The 21,017-nt window shown below is 62.1% G+C and carries 22 protein-coding genes; 12 read left to right on the forward strand and 10 right to left on the reverse strand.

Annotated features, from left to right (window positions below; genetic code table 11):
* Nucleotides 1-3: 3 nt before the first annotated feature.
* Complete coding sequence (locus NMB38_RS04330; protein ID WP_027914489.1) at nt 4-921, reverse strand: putative 2-dehydropantoate 2-reductase; 918 nt, start codon at nt 919-921, stop codon at nt 4-6.
* Between the two features lie 99 nt (nt 922-1,020).
* On the opposite strand from NMB38_RS04330, the gene NMB38_RS04335 reads away from it, so the two are divergent.
* The 3 genes from NMB38_RS04335 to NMB38_RS04345 all read left to right on the forward strand — a co-directional run bounded on the left by NMB38_RS04335 (nt 1,021) and on the right by NMB38_RS04345 (nt 3,896).
* Nucleotides 1,021-1,506 carry a YajQ family cyclic di-GMP-binding protein gene (locus NMB38_RS04335; protein WP_110607306.1) on the forward strand — a complete coding sequence of 162 codons (486 nt, stop codon included), beginning with the start codon at nt 1,021-1,023 and terminating at the stop codon, nt 1,504-1,506.
* A 111-nt stretch (nt 1,507-1,617) separates the two neighbouring features.
* On the forward strand, nt 1,618-2,460 hold the full coding sequence (locus tag NMB38_RS04340; RefSeq protein ID WP_104925872.1) for a mechanosensitive ion channel family protein: 843 nt from the start codon (nt 1,618-1,620) through the stop codon (nt 2,458-2,460).
* A 191-nt stretch (nt 2,461-2,651) separates the two neighbouring features.
* A complete protein-coding gene (locus tag NMB38_RS04345; RefSeq protein ID WP_049696494.1) occupies nt 2,652-3,896 on the forward strand; it encodes an MFS transporter in 1,245 nt (414 codons plus the stop codon).
* Nucleotides 3,897-3,932: 36 nt separating this feature from the next.
* Here NMB38_RS04345 and NMB38_RS04350 read toward each other — a convergent pair whose 3' ends face one another.
* Together NMB38_RS04350 and NMB38_RS04355 are read right to left on the reverse strand one after the other, a co-directional pair.
* The gene (locus NMB38_RS04350; protein ID WP_027914493.1) at nt 3,933-5,480 is read right to left on the reverse strand and encodes an AmpG family muropeptide MFS transporter; all 1,548 of its coding nucleotides are present in this window, start codon (nt 5,478-5,480) and stop codon (nt 3,933-3,935) included.
* A gap of 42 nt (nt 5,481-5,522) precedes the next feature.
* Complete coding sequence (locus tag NMB38_RS04355) at nt 5,523-5,864, reverse strand: MGMT family protein (RefSeq protein ID WP_088522941.1); 342 nt, start codon at nt 5,862-5,864, stop codon at nt 5,523-5,525.
* Nucleotides 5,865-6,026: 162 nt separating this feature from the next.
* Here NMB38_RS04355 and NMB38_RS04360 point away from each other — a divergent pair, with 162 nt between their 5' ends.
* From NMB38_RS04360 to groL, 5 genes are all read left to right on the forward strand, one after another.
* The gene (locus NMB38_RS04360; RefSeq protein WP_027914495.1) at nt 6,027-7,037 is read left to right on the forward strand and encodes a DUF481 domain-containing protein; all 1,011 of its coding nucleotides are present in this window, start codon (nt 6,027-6,029) and stop codon (nt 7,035-7,037) included.
* Nucleotides 7,038-7,141: 104 nt separating this feature from the next.
* Nucleotides 7,142-7,873 (forward strand): HugZ family pyridoxamine 5'-phosphate oxidase, encoded by a 732-nt coding sequence (locus NMB38_RS04365; RefSeq protein ID WP_027914496.1) that lies wholly within the window; start codon nt 7,142-7,144, stop codon nt 7,871-7,873.
* Nucleotides 7,874-7,940: 67 nt separating this feature from the next.
* Nucleotides 7,941-8,405: an FxsA family protein gene (locus NMB38_RS04370; RefSeq protein ID WP_027914497.1), complete on the forward strand. Its 465-nt coding sequence runs from the start codon at nt 7,941-7,943 to the stop codon at nt 8,403-8,405.
* A 235-nt stretch (nt 8,406-8,640) separates the two neighbouring features.
* The gene (locus NMB38_RS04375; protein ID WP_003251905.1) at nt 8,641-8,934 is read left to right on the forward strand and encodes a co-chaperone GroES; all 294 of its coding nucleotides are present in this window, start codon (nt 8,641-8,643) and stop codon (nt 8,932-8,934) included.
* 50 nt (nt 8,935-8,984) lie between these two features.
* On the forward strand, nt 8,985-10,628 hold the full coding sequence (gene groL, locus NMB38_RS04380; protein WP_027914498.1) for a chaperonin GroEL: 1,644 nt from the start codon (nt 8,985-8,987) through the stop codon (nt 10,626-10,628).
* A 93-nt stretch (nt 10,629-10,721) separates the two neighbouring features.
* Here groL and NMB38_RS04385 read toward each other — a convergent pair whose 3' ends face one another.
* The gene (locus NMB38_RS04385; protein ID WP_027914499.1) at nt 10,722-11,450 is read right to left on the reverse strand and encodes a phosphatase PAP2 family protein; all 729 of its coding nucleotides are present in this window, start codon (nt 11,448-11,450) and stop codon (nt 10,722-10,724) included.
* Between the two features lie 182 nt (nt 11,451-11,632).
* On the opposite strand from NMB38_RS04385, the gene colR reads away from it, so the two are divergent.
* From colR to NMB38_RS04405, 4 genes are all read left to right on the forward strand, one after another.
* Nucleotides 11,633-12,316: a two-component system response regulator ColR gene (gene colR / locus NMB38_RS04390; protein ID WP_023534349.1), complete on the forward strand. Its 684-nt coding sequence runs from the start codon at nt 11,633-11,635 to the stop codon at nt 12,314-12,316.
* Nucleotides 12,306-13,613 (forward strand): sensor histidine kinase, encoded by a 1,308-nt coding sequence (locus NMB38_RS04395; RefSeq protein ID WP_027914500.1) that lies wholly within the window; start codon nt 12,306-12,308, stop codon nt 13,611-13,613. The genes colR and NMB38_RS04395 overlap by 11 nt, the downstream gene beginning before the upstream one ends.
* A 108-nt stretch (nt 13,614-13,721) precedes the next feature.
* Complete coding sequence (locus NMB38_RS04400; RefSeq protein ID WP_027914501.1) at nt 13,722-14,402, forward strand: class I SAM-dependent methyltransferase; 681 nt, start codon at nt 13,722-13,724, stop codon at nt 14,400-14,402.
* A gap of 148 nt (nt 14,403-14,550) precedes the next feature.
* Complete coding sequence (locus NMB38_RS04405; RefSeq protein WP_023534390.1) at nt 14,551-14,784, forward strand: hypothetical protein; 234 nt, start codon at nt 14,551-14,553, stop codon at nt 14,782-14,784.
* A 27-nt stretch (nt 14,785-14,811) separates the two neighbouring features.
* On the opposite strand, the gene NMB38_RS04410 is transcribed toward NMB38_RS04405, so the two are convergent.
* From NMB38_RS04410 to NMB38_RS04435, 6 genes are all read right to left on the reverse strand, one after another.
* Complete coding sequence (locus NMB38_RS04410) at nt 14,812-15,909, reverse strand: DUF1513 domain-containing protein (RefSeq protein ID WP_027914502.1); 1,098 nt, start codon at nt 15,907-15,909, stop codon at nt 14,812-14,814.
* Nucleotides 15,910-15,911: 2 nt separating this feature from the next.
* Entirely contained in the window at nt 15,912-16,976 is a 1,065-nt protein-coding gene (locus NMB38_RS04415; RefSeq protein WP_027914503.1) for an imelysin family protein, read from the reverse strand.
* 19 nt (nt 16,977-16,995) lie between these two features.
* The gene (locus NMB38_RS04420; protein WP_181073580.1) at nt 16,996-18,423 is read right to left on the reverse strand and encodes a di-heme oxidoreductase family protein; all 1,428 of its coding nucleotides are present in this window, start codon (nt 18,421-18,423) and stop codon (nt 16,996-16,998) included.
* A gap of 108 nt (nt 18,424-18,531) precedes the next feature.
* A complete protein-coding gene (locus NMB38_RS04425; protein ID WP_027914505.1) occupies nt 18,532-18,918 on the reverse strand; it encodes a hypothetical protein in 387 nt (128 codons plus the stop codon).
* A gap of 12 nt (nt 18,919-18,930) precedes the next feature.
* Nucleotides 18,931-19,413 carry a hypothetical protein gene (locus NMB38_RS04430; protein ID WP_027914506.1) on the reverse strand — a complete coding sequence of 161 codons (483 nt, stop codon included), beginning with the start codon at nt 19,411-19,413 and terminating at the stop codon, nt 18,931-18,933.
* Nucleotides 19,414-19,550: 137 nt separating this feature from the next.
* Nucleotides 19,551-20,888: an imelysin family protein gene (locus NMB38_RS04435; protein ID WP_027914507.1), complete on the reverse strand. Its 1,338-nt coding sequence runs from the start codon at nt 20,886-20,888 to the stop codon at nt 19,551-19,553.
* Nucleotides 20,889-21,017: the final 129 nt, after the last annotated feature.

Raw genomic sequence — 21,017 nt, forward strand, 5'->3', positions numbered from 1 at the left:
GCGTCAGTCGCAGGGCAAGCCCCGCACGCGCAAGTTATCGACCAGGCATTGGAGCAGGTGTTCCAGATGCGGCAGGTGCAGCCCATGTCGGCGGGCTGCCTGGCAAGCATAGCCAAGCAGGTACTGCACTTCGGTACGCCGGCCAGCCCGCACATCCTGGTACATCGAAGCGTAGTTGGTGGCAGTGGCCAGGAGGACCCGTTGCACGTCCTGTTCAAGGTCCTGAGCGGCCTGCGGCTGGCCGCACTGACGCAACAGACGCTCGAGCTCAACGCACAGTGCCTGCACCTGATCGAGATGGCCCAGCAGGCCCCCGTTGCGGCATTGGTGCAGCACGGTCAGCGGGTTGATCGCGCAGTTGATGGCCAGCTTGCGCCAGAGCCGGCTGAGGATATCGGGGCTCCATTGGGCAGGGATACCCGCTGCTTGCAAATCCTCGAGCCACGGCGGTGGAGCAGGATTGCCCGGGTCCCCCAGCCAGTTGTACCCCTGCCCGGCGAAGCGCACCTGCCAGTCACGTTCCCGGTAGGCGCCCTCGGTGCTGGAGACGAAGATGCAGCGGGCCTGCGGCACCTGCCTGGCCACCTCGTCCTGGCTACCCAGGCCGTTTTGCAACAACAGCACCTCGGCGCCGGGCACAAGACGGCTGGCAACGCTGGCCACGGCCGGCGCCGCGTCATAGGCCTTGCAGGCCACCAGCAGGCGGTGGATCGGCCCATCACTCTGGGCTGTCTCGGCCGGTATGGCGTAGTGGGCGGTCAGGTCCTGTTCCAGCAAGCCAAGGCTGCCCACTTGCTGGTAAGCCTGCAAACGCGTGCTGTCACGCATGATCAGGCGCACGGCCTTGCCGGCCCGCGCCAGACGACAGGCCCACAGGCTGCCCAGGCTTCCTGCGCCGAGAATGTGCCAGGTGCTGCTCATATGCGTTTCGCAACCGTTATAATGAGCCCGCATTTTAACCGTCAAACCCAGCGCGCTCCATCTTCAGTCCGAGCGCGCTTTTATTTTGGGAGAGTAACCATGCCTTCGTTCGACGTGGTATCGGAACTGGACAAGCACGAAGTGCAGAACGCGGTCGACAATGCCATCAAGGAGCTTGACCGCCGCTACGACCTCAAGGGCAAGGGCAGCTTCGAGTTCAAGGATAAAGAGCAGACCGTCATGCTCACGGCCGAGGAAGAGTTCCAGCTCGAGGCGATGATCGAAATCCTGCGCCTGGCCCTGGTCAAGCGCAAGATCGACGTCAAGTGCCTAGAAACCAAGGACCCCTATCCGTCCGGCAAGGAGAAAAAGCAGGAGGCCAAGTTCCGCGAGGGCATCGACAAGGACCTGGCCAAGAAGATCGTCGCCACCATCAAGGATGGCAAGCTCAAGGTCCAGGCCGCCATCCAAGGCGAGCAGGTACGGGTCACTGGCAAGAAGCGCGATGATCTGCAGGAAGCCATCGCCTTGCTGCGTACCAAGGAATTTGACATGCCGCTGCAGTTCAACAACTTCCGCGACTGATCCGGGCCGCCGGAACCCCCGTGCACTCACGGCTGTCCATGGGGGCCTGGCCGCTGAAATGCAGGCGGCCTGACGTATTGTGCAATCGCCGTTCGGCATCAGGAGATGAATATGGATTTGAGTGCTGAAGTCGATCAGCTGGTCCGCCAATCCGAAAACTGGATTCCCATGATCATGGCGTACGGCAGCCGCCTGCTGCTGGCGCTGGTGACCCTCGCCATCGGCTGGTGGGTGACCAACATCGTCAGCGACCGGCTGGCACGGCTCGTGGGCCTGAAAGTCCACGACCCGGCGCTGCAGAACTTCATCCGCACGCTGGCCAACATCGTGTTGAAGATCCTGCTGGCCATCAGCGTGGCCTCGATGATCGGTATCGAGACGACCTCCTTCGTGGCGGCCATCGGTGGTGCTACCCTGGCCATCGGCCTGGCGTTGCAAGGCAGCCTGGCGAACTTCGCAGGCGGCGTACTGATCCTGCTGTTCCGCCCGTTCCGCATCGGTGACTGGATCGAGGCGCAGGGCGTAAGCGGTACCGTGGACAGCATCCAGATTTTCCACACGGTGCTGCGTACCGGCGACAACAAGACCGTGATCCTGCCCAACGGCTCCCTGTCCAACGGGATCATCACCAACACCAACCGCCAACCCACCCGCAAGGTGGTGTTCGACGTGGGGGTGGACTACGAGGCTGACTTGCAGAAGGCGCGCAACGTCCTGCTGGAGCTGGCCCAGGACCCACGTGTGCTGGCCGACCCTGCCCCTGTGGCGGTGGTGTCTACCCTGGGTGACAGCTCGATCACCGTCTCGCTGCGTCTGTGGACCAAGACCTCGGACTACTGGGACGTGATCTTCATGCTCAACGAGCAGGCACGTGACCGCTTGAAGGCGGAAGGGATCGACATTCCGTTCCCGCAGCGGGTCATTCGCGTGGTGCAGGAAACGGCCGCGCAGTAAGGCCTCAGCACAGGCTGGCATCGATCGAGCCCGCCCTCCGGGTTCAGCAGCGTCCTTCACAGGGCCTGCTGGGCGCGCAGGGCGGGCTTCGTTGCTCAAGGGGATCTATTCGCGCGCTTACACTTGCTCACAGTCAGTCATCGGGATTTCTGGCATATAGCCTCGTCCCACCGTCATCTTCGTAAACCATCATGAAACCACTGCTGTACATCACCCCGCTGCGGGCCTTGTTGTTTGGCCTGACACTCGCGCTGTTCGAGCTGCTGACCTACCTGGCCAGCGACGCCGTCATGCCGGCGATGCCCGTTGTGGTGGGCGAGCTCAAGGCCGGCCCCGAATACATTCCCCATGCGCTCAATCTCTACCTGCTCGGGGGTGTCTTGCTGCAATGGCTGATCGGGCCGTTGGCCGATCGCTACGGCCGCCGACCGCTGCTGCTCACCGGTTGCGCATTCTTCGGCCTGGCGTGCCTGGGCACCTTCTGGGTCCATGACATTGGCCTGTTCAACCTGCTGCGTCTGCTGCAAGGCATCGGACTGGGTTTTGTGGTCACGGTCAGTTATCCCGCACTCAACGAGGCATTCAGCGAGGCGGATGCCGTGCGCATGATGGCCTTGCTGGCCAATATCGCCTTGCTGTCGCCACTGCTGGGGCCTTTGGTGGGGACGCTGATGCTGCAATGGCTGGACTGGCGCTGGTTGTTCGTGGCGTTTGCCATTGGCGCTGTGGTTGCCTGGTTGCTGCTGTATCGGTTGATGCCCGAAACCTTGGGTGTGGAGCGGCGCGACGGCTCGCGCCTGGCCTTCACCCCGATCCACCTGTTGCCGTTGCTGGCCGGGTACGGGCAGCTGCTGTCGAACCGGCGTTTCGTCGCCGGCAGCGCCGCCCTGGGCCTGGTTGGTCTGCCGTTGATCGGCTGGATTGGCCTGTCCCCGGTGCTGCTCATCCACGATGAAGGGCTAAGCACGCTCGCCTATGCCCTGTGGCAGTTGCCGGTGTTTGGTGGGCTGATTCTGGGCAACCTGATCATCAACCACATTGCCGACCGTCATCCGCTGCCGACGTTGGTGCGCGGTGCGCTGTGGCCTTATGTGGCAGGGCTCTGCCTGATGGTGGTGGCAACCTGGGTATGGCCGAGCGTTATCAGCCTGGTGGCAGGTCTGTCGCTCTACGCACTGGGCCTGGGTATCGCCAATGCCGTGCTCTATCGCATGACATTGTTCGCAAGCACTCAAAGCAAAGGCCTGGTCTCGGCCATGCTCGGCATGATCACCATCGCGCTGCTGGGATTAGGCGGGGCCTTGCTGGCCATGATCGGTGCCGGGGCGAGCCTTTTGCACTTTGCCGTGGCGGCCAGTGTGGCAGGGGGGCTAGCCCTGTGGCCGCTGTGGTCGCTGTTAAGGGCGCGCAGTGCCCAAGCGGCTGTGATGCCTTAGGCGGTACACATGCCTTGCCCTTGCAAGGCAGGCGGTTCAGGGCTGCTCGGAGGCCGGGGCAGGTGGGCTGGCCGACTGGCCGGGCGTGCTGTCCTGGCGCCACTGCAAGGCGATCAGGATCAAGGTCGGCACGCCAAGCAGCGCGGTGATCAGGAAGAAATCGTGGTACCCGAACTTCTCCACCATGACGCCGGAATAGCCACCGATCAAGCGTGGCAGCAGCAACATGATCGAGCTCAGTAGCGCATACTGGGTGGCCGAGAACTTGAGGTTGGTCAGGCTCGACAAGTAGGCGACAAAGGCTGAAGTCGCCATGCCGGAGCTGAAGTTGTCCAGCGAAATGGTCACCACCAGCATTTCCAGATTCGGGCCCATGTCCGCCAGCATCAGGAACAGAATGTTGGTGCCGGCTGACGCCACGCCACCGATGAACAGAATGGGCATGATGCCGAAGCGCACGATGAGCAGGCCGCCCACGCCGGCGCCCACCAAGGTCATGATCAGGCCGAAAATCTTGCTGACACTGGCGATCTGGTCCTTGGTAAAGCCCATGTCGATGTAGAACACGTTGGCCATGACGCCCATTACCGTGTCGGACATGCGGTAGGTGGCGATCAGCCCGAGTAGCAGCAGGGCTTGCCAGCGGTAGCGCACGATGAAGTCATTGATGGGCGTGAGCACCGGCGCAAGGCCGCGGCGCCCAAGGCTCGACAGGCAAGCCCAGGACAGCAGCACGTACAGGATCAAGCGCAGGAAGGCGCGGTCCTCGAGCAGCAGGTCCAGGGGCGTGGCGTCGCCCGAGATCACGCTCGACCAGCCTGTATTGAACATCTGCGTGAAGCTGGCCGGCACCGACACCAGCAGGATGATGAGCACGAACACCGAGGCCAACTGGTGGGCCAACCCGTAGCGGGCTGCCGAAAGCTGGGTGCGCAGGGGCACGGGTGGCTCGCGCATGACCAGGGTCGTGAAGAGGGCCGGAAGCATCATGACTGCGAACATCACATAGGTGCCGGCCCACGCCTTGTGCAGGTAGCTGAACCCGGTGGAGCCAAACCATTCGGCAAAGAACAGCGCGCCGGCGGTGGCGAGCAGGGCGGCGACGCGATAACCGGCCATGTAGCTGGCGGCCAGGGCCGCCTGGCGCTGGTCATCGGCGATCTCCAGGCGGTAGGCATCCACGGCGATATCCTGGGTGGCCGAGGCAAAGGCCACCAGGACGGCCAGGGCGATCAGCCACGAAAGGTGCTGTTGCGGGTCGCACAGGCTCATGCCGACCAGGCCCACCACGACCAGTGCCTGGGACAGCAGCAGCCAGGAACGGCGACGCCCCATGCCGCCCAGAAGCGGTAAACGCCATTGGTCCAGCAGCGGCGACCACACCCATTTGAAGGCATAGGCCAGGCCGATAAGGCTGGCATAGCCGATGGTTTCCCTGGCTACGCCGGCTTCGCGCAACCATACGGAGAGGGTCGAGAACACCAGCATGTAAGGCAGGCCGGCCGCGAAGCCGAGCAGCAAAAGCACCAGGGTTGACGGGCTGGCATAGGCAGCGAGCGCAGCGCGCCAGGTTTTACGGGGCATGGACCAACATCTGCCTCAAGTTTCCAGGACAAAGCGCGCACTCTAACCGCTGTGCTCCATCGGGCGCCAGCCATGGCGCGTCATATCCACGCGATTGTTGGCCACGTGCACGCCTTCGGCACGCAAACGGGCCCGTTGCTCATCGCCCGATGGCGTACCTGAAGGCAGGCTCAGGCGACCGCCTGCGCCCAGCACCCGATGCCAAGGCAAACGCGTGCCCTCAGGCAACTGGGACAGCGTGCGGCCCACCCACCGGGCGGCCTTGCCAAGCCCGGCAAGCTCTGCCAGTTGGCCATAGCTCACCACGCGCCCGACAGGCACCTGGCCGAGCACTGAATACAATGCCGTCCGTCGGCCCTCTGCAGTTTCCAAGGTATGCTCCATCGCGTCGAACACCAGGCCCTCCCTGGGGTGTACATGAAACCTGACCAACGGCCGGCAAATGAGAGTGGAACTCATCGGCGCGTGGCAGGTCTTTGCTTGCTCTTGCCGGTTGCATCTGGATAATGCCCGGTTTTCTCGCCAAATCGAACCTGTAGCCCGCTTATGTCCTTCAAATTACTGCTCTCACTGCTCGCCGCCTCCTGCTGCGTCTCCTCGGCGTTCGCCGATACTGTCTGGATGAAAAATGGCGACCGCCTGAGCGGCAAGATCAAGGTCTTCGACGGCGGCAAGCTGCTGCTCGAAACGCCTTACGGCGGTTCGATCGCCTTGGACTGGAAACAGGTGAAGACCCTTGAAAGCGACCAGGAGCTGCTGGTCAAGCAGGATGCCTACTCCGGCGAGAAGGCCAAGTCGCTCCAGGCTGCCGAGGCAGGCAAAGTGACCCTGGCCAACGGCGAGGCACCCAAGACGGTGGACCTGGCGAGCATCGAGCAGATCATGAAGCCCAAGCCGGTGGTCGAGGACCTGGTCTGGAAAGGCAATGTCGATGTGGCGCTGGACTACAAGCGGGCCGAGAACGACACCGACGACTACGACGTCAGTTTCAAGACCACTGCACGCCATGGGCGCTGGCGTCATAACGCCGAAGGCGAGTACAACCGCGAGACCAAGGACGATGTCACCACCACCGACAACTGGAGCGCCGAGTATGCGCTGGACCGCTTCCTGACCGAGAAATGGTTCTGGCAGGGGCGTGCCGAGTACAAGCGTGACCGTATCGAAGACCTCGCCCGCCAGCGCACGGTGGGTACTGGCCCTGGCTACCAGTTCTGGGACGACGAGCTGGGTGCCTTCTCGCTGGGCTCGCTGATCAACCGTACCGACTTCGAGTACCAGGACGGTGACAAGGACAACTTCTATTCCGCCGCCGTGAAGTGGGACTACACCCGCTACCTGATCGGCAAGAAGGTGCAGCTGTTCACTAACGGCGAGCTGGCAAAGCCCCTGGGCAATGTCGCCGACTATTCCCTGGACGCCGAAGTGGGCCTGCGCTACAAGGTCACCGACTGGGCGTCGCTGAACCTCAAGGCCGAGAAGGACATCATCAGTGGCACCCGCGAGAGCGACCTGGACAAGACCCGCTACACTGCAGGCTTTGGCGTTACCTGGTAAGCCGTCGGGGTTAAGCTGGGCGATTGGAGTCAGGCCTGCCCTTGTCGGTCTTGTGCCTGCCATCACCGCCTGCTGCCTGCAGGGTTTCATCGAGGGGTTTCGAAGTGAGTGAGAACGCCGTCCGTCCTGCCCGGGAATTGTTGCTCAAGGAATACCGGGGGGTCTTGTCGACCCATTCCAAGTCCATGCCTGGTTTCCCGTTCGGTTCGGTCGTGCCCTATTGCCTCGATGCAGAGGGCAGGCCGCTCATCCTGATCAGCCGTATCGCCCAGCACACGCATAACCTGCACAAGGACGCCAAGTGTTCGCTGCTGGTGGGCGAGCGTGAGGCGCAGGACGTGCAGGCGGTCGGGCGACTGACCGTCATGGCCGAGGCGAGCAAGCTGCAGGACCCGGCCAGCATCGAGGCAGCGGCCCTGCGCTATTACCGCTACTTCCCGGACGCGGCCGACTACCACCAGGCTCACGACTTCGATTTCTGGGTGCTTGAGCCGGTACGGCATCGCTACATCGGTGGCTTCGGTGCCATCCACTGGCTCGACAAGGTGACCTTGGCCAATCCGTTCGCCGGCAAGGTCGAGAGCGGCATGATCGAGCACATGAACAGCGACCATGCCGTGGCCATCGCGCACTATGTGCAGCTTGCCCAGCTTCCCAGCCACATGCCTGCGCAGTTGGTCGGTATCGACAGCGAAGGGATGCACCTGCGCATCGGCCAGGCGATCCACTGGTTGGCATTTCCGACTCATTGCAATACGCCGACACAAGTGCGCGAAGCCTTGGTTTTTCTGGCCCGCGCCGACCGCTGGCCGGCTTCGAGCGAAATACCTGCTTGAAAAGCGGAGCACACGCATCCATTTGTAGGTCTTACTGCAAGGGTGTCTTGCGACGAGGAATGCTTTGATGCGTGTTTTTCTACTGCTGCTTCTGCTGTTTCCAGTGCTGGAGCTGTTCGTCTTCGTGAAAGTCAGCGGTGCCATCGGGTTCTTCCCCGCATTGCTGCTGATTATCGCCGGCTCCGCCCTCGGGGTCTTGGTCATGCGAGTCGCCGGGTTGGCCACGGCCCTGCGTGCGCGTGAAAGCCTGCAACGCGGTGAGCTGCCTGCCGAGGACATGTTCCATGGCATGATGCTGGCGGTCGGCGGCGGGCTGCTGATGATCCCCGGTTTCATCAGCGACGTGCTCGGCCTGCTGTGCCTGTTGCCCTTCACCCGCCGTCTGGCGGCTCGCAAGATGCGCGAGCGTGCCCAGGCCCAGGCGACCCGCCAGCGAGCGTTTCAGGATGACCCTTTGCAGGGCCAGCCCCCGCGTGACGGGGGCCATCGGCCCAATGTGATCGAAGGCGAGTACGAGCGCCGCGATCAGTGAGAACAGGGCCGCCAAGCGGCCCTTTTTCATACCTAGGCAAAAAAAATTCCCTGCCAAGCCTTGTAATCGATTCGGACGGCCTCATGTAGTGGTCACCGCAAGGTTTCTGGTGGTGACACCAGACATGACTCAGGCCGTTTGCTCGTTGCGAGCGGCCTTCCGGCAACGCCGGACAGCATCAACCCGCCGGTGTCGACACCGGCCGATGAAAACCACAATTTGGGAGAGATCGACAATGAAGCTTCGTCCTCTGCATGACCGCGTCGTCATCCGTCGCAGCGAAGAAGAATCGAAAACCGCTGGCGGTATCGTCCTGCCAGGTTCGGCCGCTGAAAAACCAAACCGCGGCGAAGTCGTCGCCGTCGGCACTGGCCGCGTCCTGGACAACGGCGAAGTACGTGCACTGGCCGTGAAAGTGGGTGACAAAGTGGTTTTCGGCCCGTACTCGGGTAGCAACACCGTGAAAGTCGACGGCGAAGACCTGCTGGTCATGGCCGAAAACGAAATCCTGGCCGTTGTTGAAGGCTGATTTCCACCGACTTCCCGTTACTCCAAAGATTTATCAAGGATTAAACGATCATGGCTGCTAAAGACGTAAAATTCGGCGATTCCGCTCGCAAGAAAATGCTGGTTGGTGTCAACGTTCTGGCTGACGCGGTAAAAGCGACCCTGGGCCCGAAAGGCCGTAACGTGGTACTGGCCAAGAGCTTCGGCGCGCCGACCATCACCAAGGACGGCGTTTCCGTCGCCAAGGAAATCGAGCTCAAGGACGCCTTCGAGAACATGGGCGCCCAGTTGGTCAAGGAAGTCGCTTCCAAGGCCAACGATGCAGCCGGTGACGGCACCACCACCGCGACCGTGCTGGCTCAGTCGATCGTCAACGAAGGCCTGAAGGCCGTCGCTGCCGGCATGAACCCGATGGACCTCAAGCGCGGCATCGACAAGGCGACCTCCGCCATCGTTGCCGAGCTGAAGAACCTGTCCAAGCCATGCGCCGATTCCAAGGCCATTGCCCAGGTCGGTACCATTTCCGCCAACTCCGACAGCTCCATCGGTGAAATCATCGCCGAAGCCATGGAGAAGGTCGGCAAGGAAGGCGTCATCACCGTCGAGGAAGGTTCGGGCCTGGAAAACGAGCTGTCGGTCGTCGAAGGCATGCAGTTCGACCGCGGCTACCTGTCCCCGTACTTCGTCAACAAGCCAGACACCATGGTTGCCGAGCTGGACAGCCCGCTGCTGCTGCTGGTCGACAAGAAGATCTCCAACATCCGTGAGCTGCTGCCAGTACTGGAAGCCGTTGCCAAGGCCGGCCGCCCGCTGCTGATCGTTGCTGAAGACGTCGAAGGCGAAGCCCTGGCTACCCTGGTCGTCAACAACATGCGCGGCATCGTCAAGGTTGCAGCAGTCAAGGCACCAGGCTTCGGCGACCGTCGCAAGGCCATGCTGCAGGACATCGCCGTCCTGACTGGCGGCCAGGTCATCTCCGAAGAAATCGGCCTGTCCCTGGAAACCGCTACCCTGGAACACCTGGGCAACGCCAAGCGCGTTACCCTGTCCAAGGAAAACACCATCATCATCGACGGCGCTGGCGCTGAAGACGATATCCAGGGTCGCGTCAAGCAGATCCGTGCTCAGATCGAAGAAACCTCTTCGGACTACGACCGTGAGAAGCTGCAAGAGCGTCTGGCCAAGCTGGCCGGCGGTGTTGCCGTCATCAAGGTCGGTGCTGGCACCGAAGTCGAAATGAAAGAGAAGAAAGCCCGCGTCGAAGACGCACTGCACGCTACCCGTGCAGCGGTCGAGGAAGGCGTGGTGCCTGGCGGTGGTGTTGCCCTGGTGCGCGCCCTGTCTGCAATCGTTGACCTCAAAGGTGACAACGAAGACCAGAACGTCGGTATCTCGCTGCTGCGCCGTGCGGTCGAATCCCCGCTGCGTCAGATCACTGCCAACGCCGGCGACGAGCCAAGCGTTGTGGCTGACAAGGTCAAGCAGGGTTCGGGCAACTACGGCTACAACGCTGCGACCGGCGAGTACGGCGACATGATCGAAATGGGTATCCTGGACCCAGCCAAGGTTACCCGTTCGGCACTGCAAGCTGCTGCTTCGATCGGCGGTCTGATGATCACCACCGAAGCCATGGTTGCTGACCTGCCGGAAGACAAGCCAGCAGGCGGCGGCATGCCTGACATGGGCGGCATGGGTGGCATGGGCGGCATGATGTAAGCCAGCCTTACCCTCGCTATACCCCTAAGCCCCGGCTCGCAAGAGCCGGGGCTTTTTCGTTCAGGGCTCGGCACTCGACCGGGGGGCACTGACTCAGGCAGGGTTGGGCTCGGCGGCTGGCCTGTCTGCTGCCCGTCTGCGGTACAGCACCAGGTAGTAGGCACCCAGGCCGATCAGCCAGCAGAAGACGGCCGTCCACACGTTGTGGGACAAAAAGTGCGCCCCTTGCATCATCCTGCCCACCGACAGGACCGTACCGGCGATCAGGGCGGCCGCAAATGCCACGCGCGCGAGGCGCGGTTTACGATCACGCAACGCGAAAAACAGCGCGAACAGGCAGAACCCCGTGGTCGCGTGACCGCCCGGCCAGCACAGGCCCGGCTTGTCGGTGGCAGGCCTTGGCTCGAGCAGCTTGCTGTAGGTTTCCGAGCCGCCGAACTGCGTGAGGCTCCAAGGGCACTGCACCTGCGTCAGTTTCTTAAGCGGTGTGACGAAGGCGGTGGACACCCCCAGTGCGAGCACCAGGCAGCCCAGTTCGCGGCGCCAGCTGTACAAACCCTTGACCAAGAAACTTGCCGCAAACACAGCCAGTGCCAGTACGCCCAACACGATTACGCCCTGCTTGACCCGGTCATGCAGGATGTTCTCCAGCAGGTAGCTGTGGCGACCGATGAACTGCCCGGTGGCGGTATCGAAGAACAGGTTGGCTATGTCCATGTCCACCGACGTCCATTCGAGCGCCACCAGCCCAAGCATGATGGCCATTGGAATACCCAGGTACAGCCACAGGTTCAAGGGGCGAGGGCAATTTGATTGCTGCATGGCGGCTCCAGGGCGCGAGAAGGTCGCGCATTGTCAGGCCGCTTCTATGCTGTGTCCGTGAAGGTTCGGTGAAAAAAACGTCAAGCCGCCTGAATTCATCCAAAGGCTGGCACCCCGCAGGCTTAGGCCTTAAGCTGCGCCTGCCGCGCATCACCGCGAGCAGCGTCGCACAGGAGAAATTCATGCGCATCCTCTTGGTTGAAGACAACCGCGATATTCTGGCCAACCTTGCCGATTACCTCGGCATGAAGGGCTATACCGTCGACTGTGCCCAGGATGGGTTGTCGGGCCTGCACCTGGCAGCGACCGAGCACTATGACCTGATCGTGCTCGACATCATGTTGCCGGGCATCGATGGCTATACGCTGTGCAAGCGCCTGCGCGAAGACGCACGCCGCGACACGCCGGTGATCATGCTCACCGCCCGCGATCAGCTGGACGATCGGCTGCAAGGCTTCCGTTCCGGCGCCGATGACTACCTGCTCAAGCCCTTCGCCTTGTCCGAGCTGTCTGCGCGTATCGAAGCCGTGCTGCGCAGGGCGCAGGGTGGTGGGCGTCGCACGCTGCAGGTTGCAGACCTGAGCTACGACCTCGACACACTCGAGGTCAGCCGGCAAGGCCGCCTGCTCAAGCTCAACCCGGTCGGCCTGAAACTGCTGGCGGTGCTCATGCAGAAGAGCCCGCACGTGTTGCGGCGCGAAGTGCTCGAAGAAGCCCTGTGGGGCGATGACTGCCCCGACAGCGACAGCCTGCGCAGCCATGTACACCAGTTGCGCCAGGTGATCGACAAACCCTTTGAAAAACCCCTGCTGCATACCGTCCATGGCGTCGGCTATCGCCTCGCCGAGGGCCGCGATGGAGTTTAAACAGAGCCTTGCCCAGCGCATCATCATTGCCTTTGCGTTGATGAGCGCGCTGGTGGCGGGGGCTTTCGCCGTGGGTATCGTTTCTACCGTGCACCTGGTGGAAGAACGCCTGATTTCGTCGGTGCTCGGCGGTGACTTGCAGCGTCTGTTGCGCATGGACAGCGTCAGCGACTGGAGTCACCGTCCGCGACCGGACCAACTGTTCTACTTCAGTGGCGGGCGGGACGACTTCGAGTTGCCAAAGGACCTGCGCCATCTGGACCGGGGTTTCCACGAGGTCTTTCGCGATCAGCTTTCGTATCACGCCATGGTGGAGATCGTGGACGGTCGTCGCTACGTGCTGTTGCAGGATCAAAGCGACTTCGAGGAGCGAGAACGGCTGCTGTTCGCGGTGGTGGTCGTAGGGTTCGTATTGAGCCTGGTGCTCGCCGTGATTCTGGGCTGGTTGGTGGCGCGCCGGGTGATGGCGCCGGTCATCCGCCTGGCGCGCCAAGTGCGCCATCGCGATCAGCTGTTGGGGTTGGCGCCACCATTGGCGCCTGATTACGCCGCCGACGAGGTCGGGCAGTTGGCAGTGGCCTTCGACGACACCCTGGGCCGTCTGCGCGATGCCTTGACGCGCGAGCGCCTGTTCACAAGCGACGTCAGCCACGAGTTGCGTACGCCGCTGATGGTGCTGGCCACCTCGTGCGAGCTGCTCATGGAAAACCCGGCACTGGACGCGCGCTCGCGCAGTCAGGTCGAACGGGTAGCCCGCGCCACCGAGGAAATGCGCGAGCTGGTAAAAACCTTCCTCATGCTGGCCCGGGCCCAAAGAGACGAAGGCGCTGTGGCTTCGCGGGCAACCCTGCGCGAGGTGGGGGACGAATTGATCGGGGTATGGCGCGACACCATCGAACAAAAGGGGCTGACGCTGCATTACGAAGGCCGTGGTAACGCAGGTCCGGTCTTGTACAACGCCACCTTCCTGCAATCGGTCATGGGCAACTTGCTGCGTAATGCTGCCCATTACACCGACAGCGGTTACATTCGTCTGACCCTGCAAGCCACGCATTTCACCGTGGAAGACAGCGGGGTAGGCATCCCGGAGGAGCAGCGCGAAGCCATGTTCAAGCCCTTCGTGCGGGGGGATGAGCGCCGAGGTGAAGGGCTTGGTCTGGGCTTGTCGTTGGTCCAGCGCATTTGCGATGACCAGGGCTGGCAGGTCACCCTGACCTCGACCCACCCCCATGGCTGCCGTTTCCAAGTGGACCTCAGCAGCACCGTAGCCAAGGGCGAGCTGAACACACTTTCGTAATAGCCTGTAAGAAATATCCTATTGAAGAACGCTTTTTTCACAAGGCCATAACCTGATTCCAACGCTTGGCTGCTTAGTCTGGCCGCCATTGGAATCAGGAGATGCCCGATGCGTAGCCCCATCAACCTCGAGTTTTCCCGTAAATACGACAAGGCCCATGCCCAACAGTATTTTTTGAAGCACCAGGCTGGCCTGGCCAGGCGCCTTTCCCATAAGCGCGATGAACAGTTGGCTCGACGGGCCCTGATGCTGGCGGGCGAGCCGGGCCTGGTCCTGGACCTGCCCTGCGGGGCGGGTCGCTTCTGGCCACTGCTGGCGGAAAAAGCCAACCGCGTGATCATCGGAGCAGACAATTCTGCCGACATGATCGAGACGGCATGTGCGGCCCAACCACCGGAAATCGTGGCCCGGGTACGACCTTTGCAGACCTCGGCCTTTGCCATCGAATTGCCGGACAACGCGGTGGACAGCATCTTTTGCATGCGTCTGTTTCACCATATTGGCGAAGCGGCGCACAGAAAAGCGATTCTCAATGAGTTTCATCGGGTTAGCCGAGACAGCGTGATTGTGTCGTTGTGGGTGGATGGCAATTTCAAAGCCTGGCGGCGCAGGAAGCTCGAGCGGCGTCGCGGCGCCGAGCACGGGCCGGAAAGTTACCAGAACCGTTTTGTGTTACCCACCGAAACGGTTGAGGCGGAATTCGCTGCCGCGGGTTTCAGAATCCAGGAGCGTCTCGACTTCCTGCCGTTTTATGCCATGTGGCGTGTGTATGTATTGCGCAAGGGTTGAGGCGCATTGACGGCTCTCGAGGGCAGCGCCCTTTGCGTGATCACCCATGTGACAGGTGCCGCCATTCGTCGTTCAAGCGTGCAAAGGGGCGTAGGTTGCACTACGTTGATGAGGTAGCGTTTGGCAGCGCTGTCAAAGGGTTAGGGCAATGAAACTAGAAATAGCTCGAACTTTGTTCCTGGTTGGGGGCCTGGCGCTCACTACCGTTGCGGTGGCAGCGTGGGAACAACCAAAAACAGTGGTGTTCAGCCAATCGGAGCTGGCTGAACAATGTGCACTGCCGCGCGAGGTAAAGCCGCAGCAGCAGGCCAAGGTGCAGCCTGATCATGACCTGCTGCTGTTCCTGTTCGGCATGCGCCAGGGCCTGCGGCCGTTCGGCTAAGCCGCAGGGCATGGCCTGACGCACATTTCAGATTAGGTGCAGGTGATTGTCCCAGAAGCCTGAAGGCAGGTTCAGGGGCTGGCCGACGAGCTGGTGCTTGCGGCAATCATAGAACCGGCAACGGCCTTGGCCAGATGTCACGACGAACCCGTCCTTCACCGCACCAACCCCGGCACAGTCGGGCATGGGTGCATCCAGACGAACGGCGCCGCTGTCCAGGTCCCAGACGAACAGGCGGTTAGCCCGTGGTGCTGTCAAGGCCACCAGACGCAGTTCGTCGTGAATGGCCACGCTGGCGGTGTACTGGGCCATGGCCTGTAGCTGGTGTTGCGCAACGGGGAAAGCCTGGAAAGGCTGGCCCGGCCGTTTGATCGCCAGTAGCTCGGCAGTATCCGAGGCATCCCCCATGAACTGCTGGCACGCGGCAATGGTGCCGTCGCGTGCTACCGCCAGGTGACGAACACTGTTCATCTGCTGGGCCAGGGTTTCCTTGCTCAACAAGGTGCCGTCGCGCTGCATCAGCACCAGGCTCGGCTCCATGGCATCAAGGTTCATTTCCACCCGGCTTTCGGCTTCGGTACGGATGCCACCGTTGGCGACTACCAGCGTTTCGCCGTCCGGCAGCCAGGCGACTTCGTGCGGCCCAATGCCGTGGGTGCTGAGCTCGCCTGTGCGCACCAGGCGCTCGTCGTCGAAACGGTAGACCCCCAGCACGCCACGGCCAGGGTCACGGGTATCGTTTTCGGTGGTGTATAGCCACTGTCCGTCCTTGTGGAGCACGGCATGACCATAGAAATGCCGGTCGGGCGGCGATACCACCGTCTGCAACAGCTTCCCGTCGCGCAGATCGACCAGGTAGCTTTCGGTCCCCGGGCGGCGAGCCACGAACAGGGCGACGGGCCGGTCGGGGTGATCGATGATGGCATGGCAACGCTGGGCGACCTGGGTGCTGAACACCTGGGTGCCGTCCAGGCGATAGCCCACGGCGTAGTGCTTGCCGTCGGCGTCGTCGCGTGCCGAAAGCAGCAAGGGCTCGCTACCTTTGTTGCGCAGAAGCGTCCAGCCGCCCAAGGTGAGGGCACTGAGTACAACGCTACCGAGTTTCAGGGCCTGGCGTCGCAGCATGATCAGTCACCGTCGTTGGCGTTGAAGCCCAACTGAATGTTAAGTGCCTTGGCCAACTCACCTTCATGCAGGCGGTGCACGACGTTGAGGCTGTCGTAGATCTGGTTGAGGGTCTGCTGGCCTGCATCGTCGGCCAGCAGCTCGCCCAGGGTTTTCTGATTGTCGGCCAGCAACTTCAACGATGTGGCGTAGGCATCGTCTATCTTTTGCGCAAGCGCCTTCTGATCGCTAGGCAGCAGCCCGCGCAGCCCTTGATTGTCCACGCCCACCCAGACCGCCTGGGCCGCCTTGAGGCTGGCCTGGAGGCTGTTCATGGAGTTGTGGCTACGCCAGGCTTCAGCCTGCAGCGGCTGTGGGATGCCTTTGCTTTGCCGCCCCATGGGCGCACCCAGCTTCTTCTTCAGCGAGTCCAAAGCGGTCACCTGTGCGCGCAGCAGGTCGGCGATGGCCTCGTGCGAATCGGCGTAGCGCTGATTGGGGAACTTGGTCATCTGCGAGAGCATGCCATCAGTGCTGTTCCAGCCCTTGAGAATTTCCTCGGCCAGCCCCTTCTGGTGCTCGGCGATGGCCACCAGCATCGGGCAGTATCGCGCCTTCTGCTCGGCCGTGGCGATGTCCGGCTTGCTGTCGAACAGGATGTACTCATAGGCCGACAAGCCGCGGACGACAACGCTGGCCTTGGCCAGGGAAGCCGCATCGACAGGCTTGTCCGCATTGACCAATTGCTCGACCTGACGGCCGACCAGGTTCTTCTTGTCAGGCCAGAACTGTACCTGCCACGCACGGTTGCCTTCGGCCAGTGGACCCACCAGCAAGGGTTGCAGTTCGGCCCAGGCCTTTTGCGCATTGAGGAAATCGGCGCGCGCCTTTTCCAGGGTCTCCTTGCCTTCACAGAAAGCCAGGGCGCTGGCGGCCAGCATGCGGTCGGCTTCGACCCAGCGGCTGTAGGTGGGCAGGATCACCTGCTTGGCGATGGCCGCGGAGGTGACGGCCTGCGGATCCTGCGGCGAGCAGGCGCCAAGGGCCAGGGCAGCGAGGCTGGTAAACAACAGTTTGGGTCGGAACATGGCCGGCTCCTGTGCATGTTTAAAGTGAGTTCAGAAAAGCCAGCAGCGCAGCGCGCTGCTCGGCATCGAATGTAAGGACGAAATCGCGTGCTGCCTGGGCTTCGCCGCCGTGCCACAGCACCGCTTCGAGCAAGTTGCGCGCGCGTCCGTCATGCAGAAATTGCGAGTGACCGCTGACCGTTTCGCTCAGGCCGATTCCCCAGAGCGGGGCCGTGCGCCAGTCCTGGCCGTTGGCGGCAAATTCGGTTCGTTCATCGGCAAGGCCGGGCCCCATGTCATGCAGCAGCAGATCGGTATAGGGCCGGATGGTCTGACCGGCGAGCTCCGGCTCGGCGGCATCGCTGGCGGTGGTGAACTGAGGAATGTGACAACTCTGGCAGCCGGCCTCGTGGAACAGGTTCTTGCCTGCAAGCACCTGGGGGTCAGACACATCCCGCCGGGCCGGTACTGCAAGGTTGCGTGTATAGAAGGTGACCAGGCGCAGGATGTTGTCACTGACTTCCTTTTCGCCTGCCACGCCGTCGCCATTTGGCGCTGCGCGGCATTCGACCTGCGCCTGGGTGCAGTCGTCGTTGGGCTGCAATGTCGTCGTCAGGCCCATGTCGCCGGCGAACGCATGCGCGTTCTGCTGGTTCACGTTGGGCTGGCCCGCTTTCCACCCAAAGCGGCCAACAACTGAACGTCCCTGAGCGTCGTCCCATACGCGGTTGGCGCGCCCACGAATCCCGTCGCGATTGCGGTCGTCCGGGTCTTCGTTGGCCAGCAGGTCGGCCTCGGGGATCGCCTCGAGCAGGCCCAGGCCGATCATCGGTGGCGCCACGCGTGCCGAAAAGCGCGTGTCCGGGTGCATCGCCCCATAGCCCAGCTGAGTGATCTGCAACGCAGGCATGCGCAGCTCGACCTGATGGCCATCCTTGAACGAGACCGTCTGCGGGGTGTAGGTCATGCGCACCTTGCCTTCAGGCACTACGCCAGGAATGGCCATGTCCTGAAGCTGGGTGCCGTACACAGGTTCCGGTACCACCCCGAGCCGTTCGATGACCTTGGCCAGGTAGGGCTGGTCAGGTATCGACAGGCGCACGAGCATGCCAACTGCATTGCTGGCATCTGTTGCGGGGGGGTGGCCACGCCCGTCGCGCACATGGCAGTTCTGGCAGGCGTTGGTATTGAACAAGGGGCCCAGGCCGTCGCGCGCCGTTGTGGTAGAGGGGGCGATGACCCACGGGTTGCGAAAGAAACTGTTGCCCACGGCAAAGTCCAGGCGCCGCTCAGGGGAGAGATTGGCAGCGGGCTGCGAATACGCATTGCGGTCACTGCGCAACACGGTCGTCTTGCCACCTGACAGCGCTTCGCCCGGCTCGGCCTGGGTGAAACGCGGAGCGTCATCACAGGCAGCGAGGGCAAAGACCAGCAGCAGAGGGGCAAGTCGGGACAGCGGCAGGGACATGCAGAATCCTGGGCCTGAACTTAAAAACCGGCGTGCAAGCTTATCAGGCCCAGGATCATTGAATAAGAGCAATTTGCGTTTGCTGGATGAAATCGTCTTGGCAGGTGCTTATGCCATGAAGAGTTTGAACTGGCGATTGACCAGGCTGACGATGAGGTTCTTGCTACCGCCTTCATGATTATCGCCCGGGACCTCCATCACTTCTTCGCTGGTGTATTCCATGGACGAGGCGGTCAGGTATTTCACTACATCCTTGTGGGCGGGCTGCCAGTAATCCTGAAAAACCCAAATGTTGGTCTCTGCACCTGGCCCCAGAATCAAGCGCAGCGCCTTGTAGTTCTCTTTGGATTTACCGATCCAAGGTACCGCGAGCGAGCCGTTCCAGGCGTGCTGGGCGCCAATTGCCAGGCTTTGGCTACGGCTCTCTCCGTCAACCAAAGTCAGGGTATAAGGCGTGTTGTTGGCAATGGAACGCAGGTAGGTGACGCTGGCCATGGTGTATCTCCTTTATGGATGAGTACTCGGACGTGGCAAGGGGGCGCTCGGGGCGCGGTATACGTAGGCCGCGAGCAAGGTGATTTCATTGAAGGGCGGTTCGAGGGTGGCTGGATCGAAGCGACCCAAGGGTTGCAGGCCATACTCGTGAGCCACGGCTTCGAACAGTCGTCGGTCGCTTTCGTTGGGGTCGTACAGGTAGACCTTGCCTGACCCTGCCAATACACGGCACATTTCCTCGGCCACCGTGTGGGTGATCGGCGCGCCCATGAGGGTGACATGCGGGACGGAGTGATCGTCGATCGGGAACTTGGGCGCGTCGTACTCATACACCAGGATCAAGTTGGGAATCGGCCCGCCAGCAAATGGGCCGTTGGAGATGCGCTGCCCTGCTTTGTTGAGGTTATAGGCGTTGTGAAATCCTGTGATCAGGTTCGCGCCTTCAGCGCGCTGCACGATCCGGCCCTCTCCCCAGACATCGAGAATCTGCAGCATTGGCTGCCTCCCTGTTGGCGATTGAATGATGCGTACAGGGTGGTCGATCATCGGCCTGCCAGGCAGCGGGAAGCGCTGCCGCAGACATGAAAACGCCCGGCTCTAGGCCGGGCGTCGGGTGCTGCACAAGGGTGGGATCAGAACTCGTGGTCGGCTGTGTCAGGGTTCAGGTTGTCGATACCCAGTTTGCCGGCTGCCTGTTCGATGGCACCGGTCTGCTTGACCAGGGCTGCAATCGCATCACGCACGATCTGATTGCCGGCGGTGTTGTCGGCAGCGATCAGTTGGTCGTAGTGCTCGCCTTTGAGGGCGTGATCGACGATCACCTGGATCTTCGCTTCGGTGGCTTCCAGGTCTGCGCGCAAGGTCGCATCGGCGGCAGGGTCGGCCTTGGCCACCAGTGACGACAGGCTAGGCCCGGTCAGCTTGGTGCCATCGGGGCGGGTGTACTCGCCCAGATAGACGTTGCGAATGCCCTTGGCATCGTAGAAATGCGAGTAGTGAGTGTTGTCGCTGAAGCAGTCGTGTTCGTCCTCGGGCGAGTTCGCCTCCAGGGACACCTTCATGCGCTCACCGGCCAGCTCACCGAGCGACAGGCTGCCCATGCCGAACAGCATCTTGCGCAAGCCGTCGGTGGCAGGCTCGGCTTCGAGCTTGGCGCGATAGTTGTCGGTCACGTTCGGCGCCCAGTTGGCAACCATCTCGTCGAGATCGGCGACCAGCAGGTCGGTGACGGCCTTGAGGTAGGCACGGCGGCGGTCGTTGTGACCACCCGTGGCACCCTGGCCTTCGAGGTAGTCCGACGCCGGACGGTTACCCGCACCTGGGCCGGTACCGTTCAGGTCCTGGCCCCATAGCAGGAATTCGATGGCGTGGTAGCCGGTGGCGACGTTGGCTTCGGAGCCGCCCAACTCGTTGAGGCTGGCCAGCTTCTCCGGGGTGATGTCCTTGACGTCGATCTTCTCTTCGCCCACCTGGATCTCGGTGTTGGCGATGATATTGGCACTGGCTGCCGGGTTGCCCAGGGCGTGCTCATAGCTGGTGTCGACGTAGTCGATCAGGCCTTCGTCCAGGGGCCAGGCGTTCACCTGGCCTTCCCAGTCGTCGATGATGGTGTTGCCGAAGCGGAACACTTCGCTTTGCAGGTATGGCACGCGCGCAGCGACCCAGGCGTCCCTGGCGGCCTTGAGCGTCTGATCGTTGGGCGTGGCGAGGAATGCGTCCACGGCGCTCTGCAGGGTTTTGGCGGTGCTCAGCGAGTCGCTGTACACGGCATGGACCATCTCGGCGTAGTGCTTGACCACGGCCTTGGCAGCGGCTTCGTCGACAGCCCCCGGCGTTGCTGCAGGGGTGCTGGCGGCAGCGGGCGCCTGGGCTTGCGGCGCGGCGGTCTTGTCGTCCTTGCCTTCACCGCAACCGGCGAGAGCGATGGCAATGGCCAGCAGACTGGCAGAGGCCAGGGGCGTTCGAATCATTGTTGGTTTCCTGCGTCGTGTGGTTGGACCATGGATGAACCGTGCGCGATGGCACGTTGAACCGACACATCATGCGAAAGATTTGCATTTGCTGTAAAGGGTCCAGCCTGCGATTCATGTAAAAGCAGG

The sequence above is a fragment of the Pseudomonas sp. FBCC-B35 genome (assembly GCF_059133755.1).